We start from the raw sequence: 16,326 nt of genomic DNA, 5'->3' as shown, positions 1-16,326 counted from the left end.
CTACCGAAGATGATATAAGCCTACAACACCAGCTTTTCGGCCCGAAATACATCATCGGCGGCTTGCAGCAGCTTAGCGCGCAGTTTAGGGTTGTAGTTCGGGTGGGCAGCCAGGAAGTCGCGGACGGTGCGGGCGGCGGTAGGCGTTTGGTAGGAACCCAGCGTCGCCTGCAGCCAGGAGGCCGGAAAGAAAATGTCGCCGGTTTGCTGAATTTCTTCGAGTAAAGCCAGGCTTTGGGGGAGATACTTCTCGGAGGTAGCAGTTCGCAGCGGGTGGTGCAGGTAGGCCAGCGCCGCCGTTACCCAGGCCTCTTTCTCACGGTTTTTCTCTTCACTGAGCGAGGCAAAAAAGGCGTCGCGCGTCTGTACGTCGGGCGAGAGGGCGGGCATCAGGAACTCCATGCGCTTTTTGCGGTCGGGATTCTGGATGCGGGTGAGTTGCTTGGGTAGGATGGGGGTAGCGGCGGGGTAGTCGCGCACGGCCAAGGCGAGGGCCAGGGCGGTGTAGTCGTCTTCGGTGAGTTTCACGCCCGCGGGGGCCTGCTGCTGGTCCCAGATCTGGTAGAGGCGCGTTTGCGCGCCCTTGGTCAGGGCCACCGACTGATAGGCCTTGAACAGCAGCTTTTTGGAGTTGGCGGCCGGATTTTGCTGCATGGCTTGCCACAGTTCTTTCTCCAAAGTCGGCGCCAAAGCCAGGCGCTCCGCGGGCTTCAGCAGCTTCCAATACATATCAGTCAGCTGGCCCGTTAGCAATTTAATGTTCAGCTCTTCATCTTCTGCAGTCAACTGCTTTCTGTATATATCTAGCAACTGGCGTGGTTTATTCTCTTGGCCATTCAACATATTCTCAAACAGAGCAATATAGATGGACGCCCGTACGGAAGCCTCCCGGTAAGTAAAACCACTGCTTTTGTCAGTTAGTGTCGGTAATTGCTTTATCAGCTCCTTTTGCACCGGAAAGACTCCATAGCCAAGCCCATATGTATTAAATATTATATAGCTAGGCACTTTTTCACCCGTAGCCCAAGGTAAGTCTACGGTGCCCTTTGTCATGTTCACATTGCCATGGTGCGCACCAGTTGGATAGACTAACGTAATATCAAATTGTTGCGGCCAGAGGCGGTCCGAGCCATCTTCAGCCTTTTGCTTGATTTGTAATCGAATGATTTTTCCATTTGCTGTTTGCAAATCATAACTGAAAACCGGGCGACCAGGCTGGTTTACCCACACTTTGTTCCAAGCCTGTAGGTCAGCGGGGGTGCGAGCATCAAGGATTTGTATGAGGTCGGGCCAAGTGGCGTTACCGAAGCTGTATTTGCGCAAGTATTCCTGCAAGCCCAAGCGGAAGGGTTCCTCACCCATTAGCCCCTCCAACTGCCGCATCATGATGGGTGCTTTGTGGTAAATGATGTTGCCGTAAAGTGAGCCAGCATCTTTTAAGTTTTCCAGCTCTTGGCGGATGGGATTGGCACCAGTTGTACGATCAACGCTATAAGCTGTGGGGTAATGTTCAGTCACAAACTTGAGAAGTTGCTCCTCTCCCTCTGTGCTTTCCCTACTCATCTTATCGGCCATGAAGTTGGCAAACACCTCCTTCATCCACACGTCGTTAAACCACTGCATGGTCACCAAGTCGCCGAACCACATGTGAGCGGTTTCGTGATTAATCAGATTACGCCGTGCCAATTCTTGGTCACGTGTGGCGCCTTCGTCCAGAAACAGGGTGCTGGCTTTGTAGTCGATGGCGCCCACGTGCTCCATGCCCCCGTACTGGAAATCGGGCAGGGCCACGAAATCGAACTTGCGGAACGGATATGGAATGGCGGTGTACTGCTCCAGAAACTTCAATGCATCGGCATGAATCTGGAAGATGGGGTCCAGACTCAGCCGCACCTTGTCCTGGTCGGTTTCCCGGTGCAGAAACTGCATCGGCCTACCCCCCAGCGTGCGCGAAACCCGCTCAAACTTACCTGCCGCAAACGAGAACAGGTAGGTGCTAATAGTGTCCGAAGGCGCGAAACGCAGGGTTTTGCTCTCGGCCGTGGCGGTAGAGTCCAGCAGCGGCCCGTTGGCCAGGGCTTGCCATTCGGGCGACAGCGTGAGCGTGAGCTGAAAGGACGCCTTTAGATTGGGCTGGTCGAAGACTGGAAACACGGTGCGGGCACGGTCGGGCACCAGCAGGGTATACAGGAAGTCCTCGTTGCGGTTGAGGCTCTGGTTGCCGGCCGTAAACTCAATCTTCACCTTGTTCGGGCCGGTTTGCAGGCTGGCGGGGGGTAGCACCAAGTGCTCTTGCCGGAAGTCAATTTCCGTGGGTTTGCCGTTCACCGTCAGGCTTTTCAGGTGGTCGGGCTGCTCCTTGAAATCGAGCTGCACGGGCTGGCTGGCCTCCGTGAGGTGAAAGCGGACGGTTTCGGTGGCGGCAATGGGCTGCTCCTTGCGCGACGGCACGAACAGATGCAGCTCATAGCACAGGCGGGAAAGGCGGCGGGCGCGGTCCTGGGCCAGCTCCTGGCTGACGCCGGGTACCACGGCAACCGGGGCGGCGGGGGTAGCAGGGTTAGAAACCACGAGTTTTTTAGAGCAGGCTACCAGGCTTAGGGCCAACAAAAACACGCTGCAGCGCGCGCCGGTACTATATTGAAGCTTCATTCCGAGAGAAATTCCATCAGGTCGAACACCCAAGGTAACGCAAACCCTCCGATGGACCAGCCCCTACCCCCTCCTTCCGGCCCAACGCCGGTACAGCTCTACCCCCTCGGCGACGCGGCCGTGGTGCTGCAATTCGGCGAAAGTATCAGCGAGGCCACGCACCGCACCATTCAGGCCGTGGGCGCCGGCCTCGATGCCCACCCGTTTCCGGGGTTGCTGGAATACGTGCCGGCCTTCACTACCCTCACTGTGTACTACGACCCGTGGGTGGTGAGCCAGGCCGGCCAGCAAGACCCCTACCAACGCGTTTCGGAGTCGCTCCGGCAGCTGCTGCACCAGCTGCCCGAGTTGCCCGCCTCTGACGCGGCGCCGGTGGTGGAAATACCGGTGTGCTACGGCGGCGCTTTCGGGCCTGATCTGGACCTGCTGAGCCGCTACACCGGCCTGACGGCGGCGGAGGTTATCCGCTTGCATACCGAGCCCGAGTACCTGGTGTACATGATTGGTTTTGCGCCCGGCTTTCCCTACCTGGGCGGAATGAACGAACGGCTGGCGGCCCCGCGCAAAACCCAGCCCCGGCCCCTGGTGCCGGCGGGCGCGGTGGGCATTGCCGGCCGCCAGACGGGCATTTACTCCCTCCCCACCCCGGGCGGCTGGCAGCTGATTGGGCGCACGCCGCGCCGCCTGTTCACGCCCGAGGCCGCGTCGCCGAGCTTGCTGCGGGCGGGCCAGCGGCTGCGGTTCGTGCCCATTTCCGAAGCCGAGTACCAGCACCTGCAGGAACATGAGCTGTAGCATTCTTCGGCCGGGCCTGCTCACCACCATTCAGGATGGCGGCCGCCGGGGCTACCGGCAGGCGGGCGTGATTGTCAGCGGCCCGATGGACGCCTTGGCCCTGCGCGTAGCCAACCTGCTGGCAGGAAATTCGCCCGAAGCGGCCGGCCTGGAAATTACCTTGCTGGGGCCTACCCTTCGGTTTGAAGCCGACCACCTGCTAGCCCTGACCGGCGCCCACCTCTCCGCTACGCTCGATGGCGAGGCCCTACCCCTCAACCGGCCCGTAGCCGTCAGGCGCGGCAGTGAGCTGGCCTTCGGGCCGGCCCGCGCGGGCTGTCGGGCCTACCTGGCTTTTTCCGGGGGACTGGCCGTGCCAGCGGTGCTGGGCAGCCAATCAACCTACCTACGAGCCGGCATCGGCGGCCTGGCAGGGCGCGCCCTGCGGGCCGGCGACGTGCTGCCTGCCCCCGGCCCAACGCCCGCCGGGCAGCGCCTGCATCAGCAGCTGCTCAAGCCACAACCCGGCCCGCGCTGGGCCACTACGCCCTGGTTTCCGGAGCCGACCCTGACGCCGGGGCCAGAAGCGGCGCCGGTCATTCGGGCCCTGCGGGGGCCGGAGTACGACTTGTTCACGCCGGCCAGCCAGCGGGCTTTCTGGGAAGAAGAGTTTACCGTGACGCCGCAATCTGACCGCATGGGCTACCGGCTGGCCGGGCCGGAACTGCAGCGCCGCGCCGATCAGGAAATTCTCTCTTCAGCCGTTACATTCGGCACCGTGCAGGTACCCGCTTCCGGCGCGCCCATCGTCTTGCTGGCCGACCATCAGACCACCGGCGGCTACCCCCGCATCGGGCAGGTTATCACCGCCGACTTTTCCCGCCTGGCTCAGGTGCCGCCGGGGGGTAGGCTGCGCTTTCAGGAGGTCAGCCTCACGGAAGCGCACTACTGGTACCTACACCAGGAAAAAATCCTTCAGCAACTCCAACGGGGCCTCGCCCTTTTCCACTATCGATGAACCAACCCTACGCCGTTGATCTGAACTGTGACATGGGGGAAAGCTTCGGCGCCTACCCCCTGGGCCACGACGAAGCCATTCTGCCCTTCGTGACTTCCGCCAACATTGCCTGCGGCTACCACGCCGGCGACCCGGCCGTGATGAAGCGCACCGTGCGCCTGGCCCTGCGGCACGGAGTAGCCATTGGGGCCCACCCCGGCCTGCCCGACCTGGTAGGCTTCGGCCGCCGGGAAATGGCGGTTTCTCCCGAGGAAGCCTACGACATGACGGTGTACCAGCTGGGTGCCCTGGCCGCTTTCGTGCGTGCTGAGGGCGGCACAGTGCACCACGTAAAGCCCCACGGCGCCCTCTATAACATGGCCGCCGTAAACCCCGCCCTGGCCGAGGCCCTAGCGGAAGCCGTGTACCGGGTGCACCCCAAAGCCTGCCTATACGGGCTGGCCGGCAGCGCCCTCATTAGCGCCGGCCAAAAGCTGGGCCTGGCCACCGTCCAGGAGGTCTTCGCCGACCGTACCTACCAGCCCAACGGCACGCTCACGCCTCGCCGCCAGCCCGACGCCCTGATTACAGACGCCGATAAGGCCATCAGCCAGGTGGTCCGCATGGTGAAGGAAGGGCGAGTGCGCGCTCAATCCGGCGCGGACGTCGCCATTCAGGCCGATACCGTGTGCCTGCACGGCGACGGTGCCCACGCCCTGGCGTTTGCCCAACAGATTAGGGCGCGGCTGGAGCAGGAAGGCATTGCCGTGCGTACCCATCAGCCAGTTTCCGCGTGAGGCCGGCCCGCAACTGGGGCGTGCTGCTGGGCGCCGCCTTTCTGATGGCTACCTCGGCCGTAGGGCCGGGCTTTCTCACCCAAACTACCGTCTTTACCCAGTCGTTGGGGGCCAGCTTTGGCTTCGTTATCCTGACCTCTATTCTGATTGATATTGGGGTGCAGCTCAACATCTGGCGGGTTATTGCCGTGTCGGAGCTGCGCGCCCCCGACATTGCCAACCGCGTGCTGCCGGGGCTGGGCGGCTTTATTTCCTTGCTGATTCTGCTGGGCGGGCTGGCCTTCAACATCGGCAACGTGGGCGGGGCGGGCCTGGGGCTGGAGGTGCTCACGGGCCTGCCGGTAACCTGGTGCGCCGTACTGGCGGCGGGCCTGGCTATTGCCATTTTTCTGGTACGCGAGGCCGGTCCGCTCATGGACCGGTTCGCCCAGCTTATGGGGCTCGTGATGATTCTGGCCATTATCTACGTGGCCGTGGTTACCCAACCGCCCGTGGCCGAAGCCGCCCTGCGCACCGTCGTTCCCGCTGCTATCGACTACCGGGCCATTATTACCCTGGTGGGCGGTACGGTGGGCGGCTACATCACCTTTTCCGGCGGGCACCGCCTGCTGGATGCCGACATAAAAGGCCCAGCAGCCCTGCCCGAGGTGTCGCGCAGTGCCATTATGGGCGTATCAGTAGCTTCCCTGATTCGGGTGCTGTTGTTTCTGGCTACGCTGGGGGTAGTAGCCCGCGGCCTGGCCATTGAGGAGGGCAACCCCACGGCTTCGGTGTTTCAGCTGGCCGCTGGCTCGGTGGGCTATAAGCTGTTTGGGGTGGTGATGTTCGCGGCGGCCATTACCTCCATTATTGGCTCGGCGTACACGTCGGTTTCCTTCCTCAGGTCGATGCGGCCCGGTATTGCCGCCCACGAAAACCGCTGGATTATTGGGTTCATCATTTTCTCGACCCTCGTATTTGTGGGGGTAGGCAAGCCGGTGAGCGTGCTGGTCTGGGCCGGGGCCCTGAACGGCTTCATTCTGCCCATCACCCTGGGCACCCTGCTCGTGGCCGCCTACCGCCCCAGCGTGGTAGGCAGCTACCGCCACCCCCTGGCCCTGACGGTATTCGGGGTGCTGGTCGTGCTACTTATGACCTGGATGAGCGGCGCCGTACTGCTAGAGCAGGTAGCAGAGCTAGGGAAATAACACTAGAAAATGAGCCTCATGAAACTCCTACCCCGCCTGCTGGCCGCAACCCTGCCCCTGCTGGTCGCGGGCTGCGCCGGCCACCGAAGCCAACCGGCTTACGACCTGGTTATCACCCACGCCAACGTAGTGGATGTGGAAACTGGCCAGGTACGCCCCAACCAAACCGTAGCAATTGCTAATGGGCAGATTCGGCAGGTAACCAACACCAGCGGCCCGGCCCTTGTTTCCAGGCGCACCGTGGATGGCACCGGTAAATACCTGATTCCGGGTCTCTGGGACATGCACGTGCACTTCCGGGGCGGTGATTCGCTTATTACGGCCAACCGCAACCTGCTCCCCCTATACCTGGCCCACGGCATTACCACCGTGCGCGACGCGGGCGGCGACCTGACGCCGAGCATCTTCGTCTGGCGGGAGCAGATCCGCGCCGGACAGCTGGCTGGGCCTACTATCTACACCTCGGGGCCCAAAATCGATGGACCGAAGGCGTTCTGGGCGGGCTCGCTGGAGGTGGAAAATCAAGCGCAGATCGACAAGGCTCTCGACTCGCTGCAGCGGCTAAAAGTCGATTACGTGAAGCTTTATGAAAGTACCATCTCGCGGGAGGCTTTTCTTAACACAATTGCGGCGGCCCAGAAGCGCGGCATGCTCACCACCGGCCACATGCCCTACACCGCTACCCTACGCGAAGCCTCAGAGCGCGGCCTGGATGCTTCGGAGCATTTGTACTACGTGTTTAAGGGTTGCTCCAACCGGGAGGACAGCATCACTCAGGCCGTGCAGCGCAGCCTGAACACACCCAAGCCCCTGGGCCTGTTTGCGGTGCTGCCCGCCATTTACCGCACCTACGACGCGGCTACGGCCGCCCGCCTCTATCAGACGCTGGCGAAAAACCATACCGCCGTGGTGCCTACGCTCTACATTCAGAAGCTACTGGCCGAACTGCCCGAAACCGACCACTCCCGCGACACCCTGTTGGCGTACATCGACCCCAAAATTCAGGCTACCTACGCCCGCCGCCTGGCCGGGGCCCGGGCTCAATCGGCAGCTACCCGCGCCTTCAACAAGCAGCTTTCGGCCAAGTTCATGACCCTGGTGCCGGCCCTGCAGCAAGCCGGCGTCACGCTGCTGGCCGGCTCCGACAGCGGCGCGTCCAACTCCTACGTGTACCCCGGCACCTCCCTACTGGGCGAGCTGGAGCTGCTGGTGCAGGCGGGCCTCACCCCGGCTCAGGCACTCCAAGCCGCCACCATCAATGGGGCCCGTTTCCTGAAAGCCGACCAGCGTTCCGGCACCATCCGGGCCGGTAAAGACGCCGACTTGGTGTTGCTCAATCAGAATCCGCTGGAAGACATTGCTCATTTACGTCAGATCAACACAGTCATTACGCGCGGCCGGGTGTACAGCGCCCTGGAGCTGCGCCAGATGGTGCAGTCCATCAAGCACTCCGAGTAGAACTAGAGCTATAAGCTAGTTCCCCTCCTCAGATGAGGAGGGGTTAGGGGTGGTTGATATACCTGGATATCAACTAATATCTAATCTAGCTTTAGTTTTTAGCTCTAGTTTTTCAACTACCCCTAGCCCCTCCTTATCCAAGCAGGGGAACTAGCTCTAGCTTAGCTTCAACACCAGATTCTCCATGCCCATCCGCGACATTCTGCAGCTTGGCCACCCTACCCTGCGTGCGGTAGCCGAACCCGTAGCCGACCCTACCTCCCCGGAAGTAGCCAACTTGGTCACGGACCTGACCGACACGGTGGCCCACTGGCGCGAAACCACGGGCTACGGCCGGGCCATTGCCGCGCCCCAGATTGGCGAGCTGCAGCGCGCGATTCTGTTGCGTCTGCCAGGCCACCCGGTGTGGCCGCTCATTAACCCCAGCATCGTGGCCCACAGCCCAGAGAAACTGGTCGTCTGGGATGCCTGCCTCTCCTTTCTTTCCATCTTCATGCAGGTAGAGCGCTACAAGTGGATAACCGTGCGCTACCAGGACCTGCAAGGCCAGTGGCACGAAACCCATGCCGGCCCCGAGGACGACCTAGCCGAACTGCTCCAGCACGAAATCGACCACCTCGACGGCATCCTGTCCCTGGACCGCATGGTGGATGTAAAGTCGCTCTGCTCCCGCGAGGAATTTGAGCGGCGCTACAAGATGGATAGCCCGTACGGACGAGTTGGCGAGTAATAGGGAGAAAGTCCTTCATCCTTCGTCCCCACTTGATGTGCGCCATGCGCAGGATGACAGTTTCACAAGTAAGCGCCGCTACTTCAATCTACTACCTGGCCTTCTTGTAGCAACGGGGGATAAAACTACTCTAAGCTCTCACCCTTCGTGAGTAGGTCAAGGTGTACAGGCCGCGAGCCGTTGGGCTGCCCATCAACGGTTCGTCCTCTGCCTGGTTTATGGAAAACGCAGCTGAAACCGGCTGCCCGCTCCTTCCTCAGAATGCACGTGAATACTGCCGTGGTGCAGCTGCATGATTTGCTGGGCTAAGCTGAGCCCAATACCAGAGCCGCCAGGGTCGGTGGTGAAGAACGGAATGAAGATGCTCTCCAGGAGGTCCGGTGCGATACCGGTGCCGTTGTCGATAACTTCCAGCATTACCTGCTCGCGCTCGTCCAAGTGGGCCAGCAACTGAATCTGGGGCTGGGGAGCGGCCGTCACGGCCCGGATGGCATTCAGCAACAAGTTAATGAGCACCTGTTCCAGCAACTGGCGGTCCGCTTCTACGGCCAGGGCCGCAGGATGCACCGTGATAACTACCCGAATGTGTTGCTGCGCAAACTGCTTTTCCAGCAAGGTGCGGGCGTCCTGAAACAAGGCCTGGACCGGCACGCGCATGAGCTGAGGCGTGGCAATGGTGCTAAAGTTGCGGTAGACCTGTGCGAACCGTAGCAGGCCCTCACTGCGCTGCTGGATGATGCTCAGGCCGGCCGCTACGTCGTCGAACGGGCTGCTGCCGGGCGTTTCCGTCGACGGGCCAGCCGTCTGGATCAGGGCCAGGTGGCGGCGTAGCGTATCGGCCAGGGAGGCAATAGGCGTTACCGAGTTCATGATTTCGTGCGTCATCACCCGCAGCAGCTTCTGCCAGGCGTCGGTTTCAGTGCTGGCAAGCGTGTGGGTCACGTTTTTGACTGCCAGCAGCGTCACGTCGCGGCCGCGGAGCTTGAAGCGCGTAACCGAGAGCAGCAGCCGCAGCACCTGGCGGTTGACGGTGATTTCCACGACCGGCGAATGATGCGGCGTGGCGCGGCTAATTGCCGCGTAGAGCCTAGTATGGCGCGTTTGCAGCGCCTGCAGGGTGTTCAGGTACGGCAGGGCCAGCAGCTGCGTAAAGGCATCGTTCACCCACTCAACCTGCCCTGTGGCGTCGTAGGCCAGCAAGCCGGTGTCGAGCAGCGCCAGGATGGTTTGCAGGTAGTGAAACTGGGCGTCTTTCTCGGCCCGCAGCTCCCGAAATGTTGCGTTAAGCTGGTTGAACGCCGCGTACAGGGGCCGCAGGCCGGGGGGCGCCTGCCGTGGGTCAAAGTGCTGGGTAAAGTCGCGGTACTGCACCGCCAGCAGAAAGTCGGCCAGCTGCCTCTGGCCCCGCGACAGGTAGCTGGCCAGCTCTACCGTGAGGGCCGCCAGCAGCAGGCCGGCTAGCACGGCCCAGCCCGCGCGCCCGTGCAGCGCCCAGTACCCTGCCCCGCTCAGGGTCGCCAGCAGCGCTACCAGTCGGAGCAGGATGCCGGCGGAGGGGCGGTTAAATGGCATGTTTCTCCAGTCGGCGGTAAAGTGCTGTGCGGGTAAGGCCCAGTTCTTTGGCCGCCTGAGTCAGGTTGCCGTTGTGACGCTCGATGACGCGCAGAATAGTGTTTTTCTCTACTTCCAGCAACTGCAACGGCTTGGCCGGCTGGGCCGAAGCCAGCGCGGGGGCAGTTGGCTTAGTCGGCGGTGCCAGCGGAAAATCCTGCGGCTGCAGCGCGGGGCCGGCGGCCAGGATGACGGCGCGCTCCACGGCGTGTTGCAGCTCCCGCACGTTGCCCGGCCACGGGTATTGCCGCAGCCGGGCCAGTGCGGCCGGCGTGAAGTCCGGCGTAGGCTTGCGGTTGCGTGCGGCGTACATGGTGGCAAAATGCCGGGCCAGCAGCAGTACATCGTCGCCCCGCTCGCGTAAGGGAGGTAGGGTTAGCGCGACGGTATTCAGCCGGTAGAGCAGGTCCTGACGAAACGCCCCCCGGGCGGCCAACTCGGCCAGCGGGGCATTAGTGGCCGACACAAGCCGGATGTCCACCGGCACGGGCGCGTTGCTGCCGACGGGTGTAACCTGCCGGTTTTGCAGGACTGTGAGCAGCTTGGCCTGTTGGGGCAAGGACAGGTTGCCCAGCTCATCCAGAAATAAAGTACCGCCGTTGGCCGCCTGAAAACGGCCCACCCGGGTTTCTCTGGCATCAGTGAAGGCACCCTTAACGTGGCCAAACAATTCGCTCTCAAACAGCCCCTCGCTCAGGGCGCCCACGTCGGCAGTGACGAAGGGCTGGCTAGACCGGTAGGACTGGGCGTGCAGGGCCTGGGCCACCAATTCCTTACCCGTGCCGTTTTCGCCCAGCAGCAGCACGTTGGCTTCGGTGGGAGCCACTTTCTCGACTAGGGCCAACACTTCCTGCATGGCCGTCGATTCGCCCAGCAGCGCGGCCGTAGCCCGCGGAGCAGCCGGACGTTGCGGGGCCCGCTGGCCGTGGCGGCCGCTTCGGGCGTTCAGGGCGGCCGTCAGGGCGTGTAGCAGCTGCTCATTACGCCAGGGCTTGAGCAGGAAGTCCGTGGCGCCGGCTTTGAGGGAGCGCACGGCGGTGGGCACGTCGCCGTAGGCGGTTAGCATGAGGACGGTCGCTTGTGGGTCACGCTCTAGTATGCGGCTCAACCAGTAGAACCCCTCGTTGCCCGTGGCGACGCCGCTGCGGTAGTTCATGTCCAGCAGGATGGCATCGAAAGACTGCTTGCTCAGTAGCGAGAGCAACCGCTCGGGGTTCGTTTCCGTGACAACTTCCTGCACCTCGGTTTTGAGCAGCATCTTCACGGCAAACAGCACGTCGCTGTCGTCATCTACTACCAATACGCGGGCTTGCTTGGCAATCATGGGCCGGAGAGAATAAGGCGGAAAAGTAACGCTTGCGGGCAACTAAGCCAAGCACCGGCGCACACAAACCATGCTATGGGTACGTCAGGGGGCTTTCTGCGTCGGGCAAGCCGATTTCCTAGATCAAGACCGCATGTGGGTGTATCACAACCGGACGGTTACGTGTATCGAAACCGGACGTTTTAGCGGAGCTGAGCAAAGGGCAATAAGTTGATTCATTGCAATACAAGGAGTTACAACGAAGGCACTGTTCTTGGCATAAGCTCAGGGCGCAACCCCACGACTTCAAGCCATTACCTGCATGGACGTTCCAATTATCCAGAAAAAGTGGCCGCTGGCTAAGCTCCTGCTGGTGACGGGAGGCTTGCTGCTGGTGGGGCTGCTGGCCGCCAGCGTGTTCACGGCCCGCTCGGCTAGTGGGCTCCGGGTAGATACCCGCCGCCTGACCATCAGCCCGGTAAGCCGGGGCGTCTTTCAAGAGTTTACCGCCCTCGACGGGGTGGTGCAACCCCTGCGTACCACTTACCTCGACGCGGCCGAGGACGGCACGGTGCAGGAGCTGCTGGTAGAGGAAGGCGCGACGCTGACGCCGGGCCAGCCGATTCTGCGCCTGACCAACACGAACCTGCAGCTGGAAATGGTGAACCGCGAAACGGCCGTGTTTGAACTGATGAACAACCTGCAGAACACACGCAACCAGCTGGTGCAAAACCGGATGCAGCGCCAGAACCAGCTGACCGACCTGGATTTTCAGCTCGCCGAGGCCCAGCGGCTGTTTGACACTAACGCCACCCTCTACGCGGAAAAGGTCATTGCCCACCAGGACTACCTGCGCAGCCAGAACGCCTACCGCTACCTCGTGCGCAAGCGGGCGCTGGCGCGGCAAGCCCTGCGCCAGGATTCGGTAGCCATGATGCAGCAGGTCGGCAAAATGCAGGCCTCCCTGGGCCGCATGAACAGCAACCTGGCCCTGATGCGCCGCAAGATGGACGACCTGCTGGTCCGGGCCCCGGTAGGCGGCCGCCTCACCTCGCTCAGCGCCGAGGTGGGGGCAGCCCGGGCGCGGGGCCAGCGCCTGGGTCAGATTGATGCCCTCTCAGGCTTTAAAATTCAGGCCACTGTGGACGAGTTCTACATCAGCCGAATCGTGGTGGGCCAAGCCGGGGAAGTGCTGGTTGACGGCGCCGCATACCCGCTGCGCCTCACCAAAATATACCCCCAAGTGACGAAAGGCTTGCTAGTTGACTTACAGTTTGGCCGCACCGAGCCGCCGGGGCTGCGGCGCGGCCAGACCCTGCCGGTGCGCCTAGCCTTGAGCGAGCAGGCGCCAGCCGTGCGGCTGCCTAAGGGCGGTTTCTACCAGCAAACGGTCGGCAACTGGGTGTTCAAGGTAAACCCGGCCGGCACGAGGGCGCAGCGGGTTGCGGTTCGCCTGGGCCGCCAAAACCCTGAGTATTTTGAAGTGCTAGCCGGCTTGCAACCCGGCGACCGGGTCATCACTTCCAGCTATGAAGGCTACGAAAGCCACGCCGAGCTGACACTGAGTGCCGGCACCGACTAATGCCGGGTTTCTTTCCTTTCCCTTACCAAACGGTAGTGCTACCAACATGATTAAAATCGAGAACATGGAAAAAGTATACCGCACCGCCGACGTGGCCACGCTGGCGCTAAACAACGTCTCGCTGGAAGTGCCGCCAGGCGATTTTGTAGCCATTATGGGACCTTCGGGCTGCGGCAAGTCAACCTTGCTCAACCTGCTGGGGCTGCTGGACGAGCCTGACGCGGGCCGCCTGCACTTTCTGGGCACCGAAACCAGCCGGCTTTCGGAGCGGAAGCGGACCGAGCTGCGCAAGCGCAGCATTGGGTTTGTTTTTCAGAGCTTCAACCTGATTGACGAGCTGACCGTGTTCGAAAACGTGGAATTGCCTTTGCGCTACCTGGGCGTAGGGGCGGCCGAGCGGCAGCAGCGCGTCAGGCAGCAGCTGGATGCCTTGCAGCTGCTGCACCGCCGCAACCATTTTCCGGCTCAGCTTTCCGGGGGCCAGCAACAGCGCGTAGCCGTGGCCCGCGCCGTGATAAACCAGCCGCCGCTGTTGCTGGCCGACGAGCCCACCGGCAATCTGGACTCGGCCACGGGCCAGGAGGTGATGGCCCTGCTCACGAACCTGAATGAGGCCGGTACCACCGTGGTCATGGTGACCCATTCCGAGCACGACGCCCGCTATGCCCGGCGCATCGTGCGCCTGCTGGATGGCAGCATCGTGCTGGAAAACAGCCGCAGCCAGTTCAGCGCCTGAGCGCGGCCTTCCCTCCGTTACACTTCTTCACGCCCGCGTTTATGTTCCAGCACGCCCTGCTCTTGCTCTACCGCCACGCCCAGCGGTTTCCCGGCACGTTTCTCATCAACCTGGTGGGCTTGTCTACTGGCCTGGCCTGCGCCCTGACCATCTACCTGTGGATTCAGGACGAGCGCAGCTTCGACGCCTACCACGCCCTGGACCACCGCCTGTTTCAGGTGATGGAAAACCAGCGCACGGCGCGAGGCATCGACACCCGCGCGGGCACGGCGCCCCGGCTGGCCGAAACGCTGCGGGAGGAAATGCCGGAAATCGAGTACGCGGTGGCCGCCACGCCAGCCAACTTCTTTCCAAAATTTACCCTGGCCGTGCCCGGCAAGCACGTGACGGGCGTGGGCAAATTCGTCGGCCCGGAGTTTTTTCAGCTTTTCAGCTACCCGCTGCTGCAGGGCGCCCCTGCCCAAGTGCTGGCTGACAAGCAGGCCGTGGTACTCTCCGAGGCGCTGGCAACCAAGTTGTTCGGCAGTCCGGCCAACAGCCTCGGGCAAACCGTGGAATTGCAGCTGAACATGGGTGACCTGAAGCGCACCGGCCGGATATCGGGGGTGTTCGCCGCGCTGCCGCGCAATTCTTCTGAGCTATTCGACTTCGTGCTGCCGTTCAGCGTGTTTAAAGATATTATGCACATGGAGGGGCCCGTCAACTGGGCGGACGACGGCCCGTTTGCGACCTACCTCGCCCTGAAGGAGGGTGCCAGCGCCGCGCAGTTCAACGCCAAGCTGGCCGGCTACCTGCGCAGCAAAAGCGCCCAGGCGGCCCAGCGCGAGCTGTTCATCCGCCCTTACTCGGCAGCCTACCTGCACAGCGTTTACGAAAACGGCGTGCCAGCCGGAGGCCGCATCGAGTACGTGCGCCTGTTTGCGCTCGTCGCCGTGCTCATCCTGGTCATCGCCAGCATCAATTTCATGAACCTGGTCACGGCCAAGGCTTCGCGGCGCATGAAAGAGGTGGGCATCCGCAAAGCGCTGGGGGCCAGCCGGGCCATGCTGGTGGGGCAATACCTGACCGAATCCACCGCCATAGCGCTGCTGGCCCTGGGCGGGGCACTGCTGCTGGTGGGGCTCCTGCTGCCTGCCTTCAATGAGATGACAGGCAAGCACCTGGCCTTGACGTGGGATTTCCGGCTAGTGCTGGCCTTTTTGGGAATTGGCCTAGCCACGGGGCTGCTGGCCGGCAGCTACCCGGCCTTTTACCTGTCGGGCTTCCGGCCCGCCGCCGTTCTGAAAGGCAAACTGGCGGCGGGGGCGGCGGACCGGTGGACGCGGCAGGGCCTAGTCGTGTTCCAGTTTACGCTGTCCGTGCTGTTCATCGTGGCTGTGCTCGTCATCAACCGGCAGCTCGCCTTCGTGCAGCGCAAAAGCCTGGGCTACGACAAGCAGAATGTGCTGTACTTTGAAACCGCGGGCCGGGCTGCCCAGCGCCCGGCGGCGTTTCTGGCCGAGGTGCAGAAGCTACCCGGCGTGGTCAGTGCCTCCGCGCTGTGGGGCGGCTTCCTAGGGGAGCGAGGGCCAGGGCGGGAATTGGAGTGGCAGGGGCACAAAGTGCTAGCCCACACCCTGCTGGCCAGCTACGACCTGCTGAAAACGCTGCGTATCCGCATCAAGGAAGGCCGCAGCTTCTCGCGCCAGTTCCGGTCCGACACGGCCGGCATCGTCGTCAATGAAGCCCTGGTGGCCGGCCTGGGCATGACGCAGCCCGTGGGCCAGCGGCTCGGCCAGGCGCGCATCCTGGGCGTCGTCCACGACTTCCACTACGAGTCGCTGCACGAGAAAGTCCGGCCGCTGATTGTGCGCTTGGAACCGCAAGCGGGCACGCTGATGGTGAAGCTGCAAGCGGGCCAGGAGCAAGCCACGCTGGGCCGGCTCCAGAGGCTGTACACTACCTATGCACCGGGCTTTACCCTGGAGTACCAGTTCCTGGAAGCCGACTACCAAGCTCAGTACGCCGCCGAGCGGCGCGTGGCCGTGCTTTCACGCTACTTTGCAGGCCTGGCGATTCTTATTTCCTGCCTGGGCTTGCTGGGGTTGTCCACATTCACGGCGGAGCGCCGGCGCAAGGAAATCGGCATTCGTAAGGCACTAGGGGCCAGTGAGTGGAGTGTGGTTTTCCTGCTGTCCAAGGACTTGACCCGGCTAGTAGTCGTGGCCATTGCGCTGGCACTGCCCCTGAGCTACCTGGTCATGCGCCACTGGCTGGCCGATTTTGCGTACCGCATCGACCTGCGCTGGTGGTACTTCGCCAGTGCTGGGCTTGGCGCCTTGCTCCTGGCCTGGCTCACGGTGGGCGGCCAGGCCCTGCGTGCAGCGCGTAACAAACCGGTGCAGAGCCTGCGCGAGGAGTAGCCGCCACTTGCCTACTACTACGCTGCCGTCGGGACCGACCAAGGGTGTTAGGTAGTTGCAGGTGTTTGCGGTAGCGCTTGACGTAGGAAAAGCTGACG

General features: G+C 62.4%; 12 protein-coding genes. 9 read left to right on the top strand and 3 right to left on the bottom strand.

The genetic code is table 11. The features are described from left to right. Positions 1 to 20: 20 nt before the first annotated feature. Positions 21 to 2,651 (bottom strand): M1 family aminopeptidase, encoded by a 2,631-nt coding sequence (locus tag FGZ14_RS04820; protein WP_139921762.1) that lies wholly within the window; start codon positions 2,649 to 2,651, stop codon positions 21 to 23. Between the two features lie 51 nt (positions 2,652 to 2,702). On the opposite strand from FGZ14_RS04820, the gene pxpB reads away from it, so the two are divergent. From pxpB to FGZ14_RS04790, 6 genes are all read left to right on the top strand, one after another. Then, the gene (gene pxpB / locus FGZ14_RS04815) at positions 2,703 to 3,446 is read left to right on the top strand and encodes a 5-oxoprolinase subunit PxpB (RefSeq protein ID WP_139921760.1); all 744 of its coding nucleotides are present in this window, start codon (positions 2,703 to 2,705) and stop codon (positions 3,444 to 3,446) included. Beyond that, positions 3,436 to 4,443 carry a biotin-dependent carboxyltransferase family protein gene (locus FGZ14_RS04810; RefSeq protein ID WP_139921758.1) on the top strand — a complete coding sequence of 336 codons (1,008 nt, stop codon included), beginning with the start codon at positions 3,436 to 3,438 and terminating at the stop codon, positions 4,441 to 4,443. The genes pxpB and FGZ14_RS04810 overlap by 11 nt, the downstream gene beginning before the upstream one ends. Next, positions 4,440 to 5,219 (top strand): LamB/YcsF family protein, encoded by a 780-nt coding sequence (locus tag FGZ14_RS04805; protein WP_139921756.1) that lies wholly within the window; start codon positions 4,440 to 4,442, stop codon positions 5,217 to 5,219. The genes FGZ14_RS04810 and FGZ14_RS04805 overlap by 4 nt, the downstream gene beginning before the upstream one ends. Beyond that, positions 5,216 to 6,406: an NRAMP family divalent metal transporter gene (locus tag FGZ14_RS04800; RefSeq protein ID WP_257883341.1), complete on the top strand. Its 1,191-nt coding sequence runs from the start codon at positions 5,216 to 5,218 to the stop codon at positions 6,404 to 6,406. The genes FGZ14_RS04805 and FGZ14_RS04800 overlap by 4 nt, the downstream gene beginning before the upstream one ends. Positions 6,407 to 6,424: 18 nt before the next feature. Next, entirely contained in the window at positions 6,425 to 7,864 is a 1,440-nt protein-coding gene (locus FGZ14_RS04795) for an amidohydrolase family protein (RefSeq protein ID WP_180754496.1), read from the top strand. Between the two features lie 184 nt (positions 7,865 to 8,048). Further along, positions 8,049 to 8,594 (top strand): peptide deformylase, encoded by a 546-nt coding sequence (locus tag FGZ14_RS04790; RefSeq protein ID WP_139921751.1) that lies wholly within the window; start codon positions 8,049 to 8,051, stop codon positions 8,592 to 8,594. A 216-nt stretch (positions 8,595 to 8,810) separates the two neighbouring features. On the opposite strand, the gene FGZ14_RS04785 is transcribed toward FGZ14_RS04790, so the two are convergent. Together FGZ14_RS04785 and FGZ14_RS04780 are read right to left on the bottom strand one after the other, a co-directional pair. Continuing rightward, positions 8,811 to 10,166, bottom strand: coding sequence for a PAS domain-containing sensor histidine kinase (locus tag FGZ14_RS04785; protein WP_139921749.1), 1,356 nt, complete (start codon positions 10,164 to 10,166; stop codon positions 8,811 to 8,813). Further along, on the bottom strand, positions 10,156 to 11,529 hold the full coding sequence (locus FGZ14_RS04780) for a sigma-54 dependent transcriptional regulator (protein ID WP_139921747.1): 1,374 nt from the start codon (positions 11,527 to 11,529) through the stop codon (positions 10,156 to 10,158). The genes FGZ14_RS04785 and FGZ14_RS04780 overlap by 11 nt, the downstream gene beginning before the upstream one ends. 301 nt (positions 11,530 to 11,830) lie before the next feature. Between FGZ14_RS04780 and FGZ14_RS04775 the strand changes: the two genes are divergently transcribed. Genes FGZ14_RS04775 through FGZ14_RS04765 form a run of 3 tightly spaced genes read left to right on the top strand, consistent with a single transcriptional unit; the run spans position 11,831 to position 16,228 of the window. Continuing rightward, positions 11,831 to 13,090, top strand: a complete 1,260-nt coding sequence (locus tag FGZ14_RS04775; protein WP_139921745.1) for an efflux RND transporter periplasmic adaptor subunit — start codon at positions 11,831 to 11,833, stop codon at positions 13,088 to 13,090. 46 nt (positions 13,091 to 13,136) lie between these two features. Further along, positions 13,137 to 13,826 carry an ABC transporter ATP-binding protein gene (locus FGZ14_RS04770; RefSeq protein WP_139921743.1) on the top strand — a complete coding sequence of 230 codons (690 nt, stop codon included), beginning with the start codon at positions 13,137 to 13,139 and terminating at the stop codon, positions 13,824 to 13,826. 41 nt (positions 13,827 to 13,867) lie between these two features. Further along, complete coding sequence (locus FGZ14_RS04765; RefSeq protein ID WP_139921741.1) at positions 13,868 to 16,228, top strand: FtsX-like permease family protein; 2,361 nt, start codon at positions 13,868 to 13,870, stop codon at positions 16,226 to 16,228. Positions 16,229 to 16,326 lie beyond the last annotated feature (98 nt).

This window comes from Hymenobacter sp. DG01 (assembly GCF_006352025.1).
Lineage (GTDB): Bacteria > Bacteroidota > Bacteroidia > Cytophagales > Hymenobacteraceae > Hymenobacter.
This window is presented reverse-complemented; position numbering and strand designations above follow the sequence as displayed.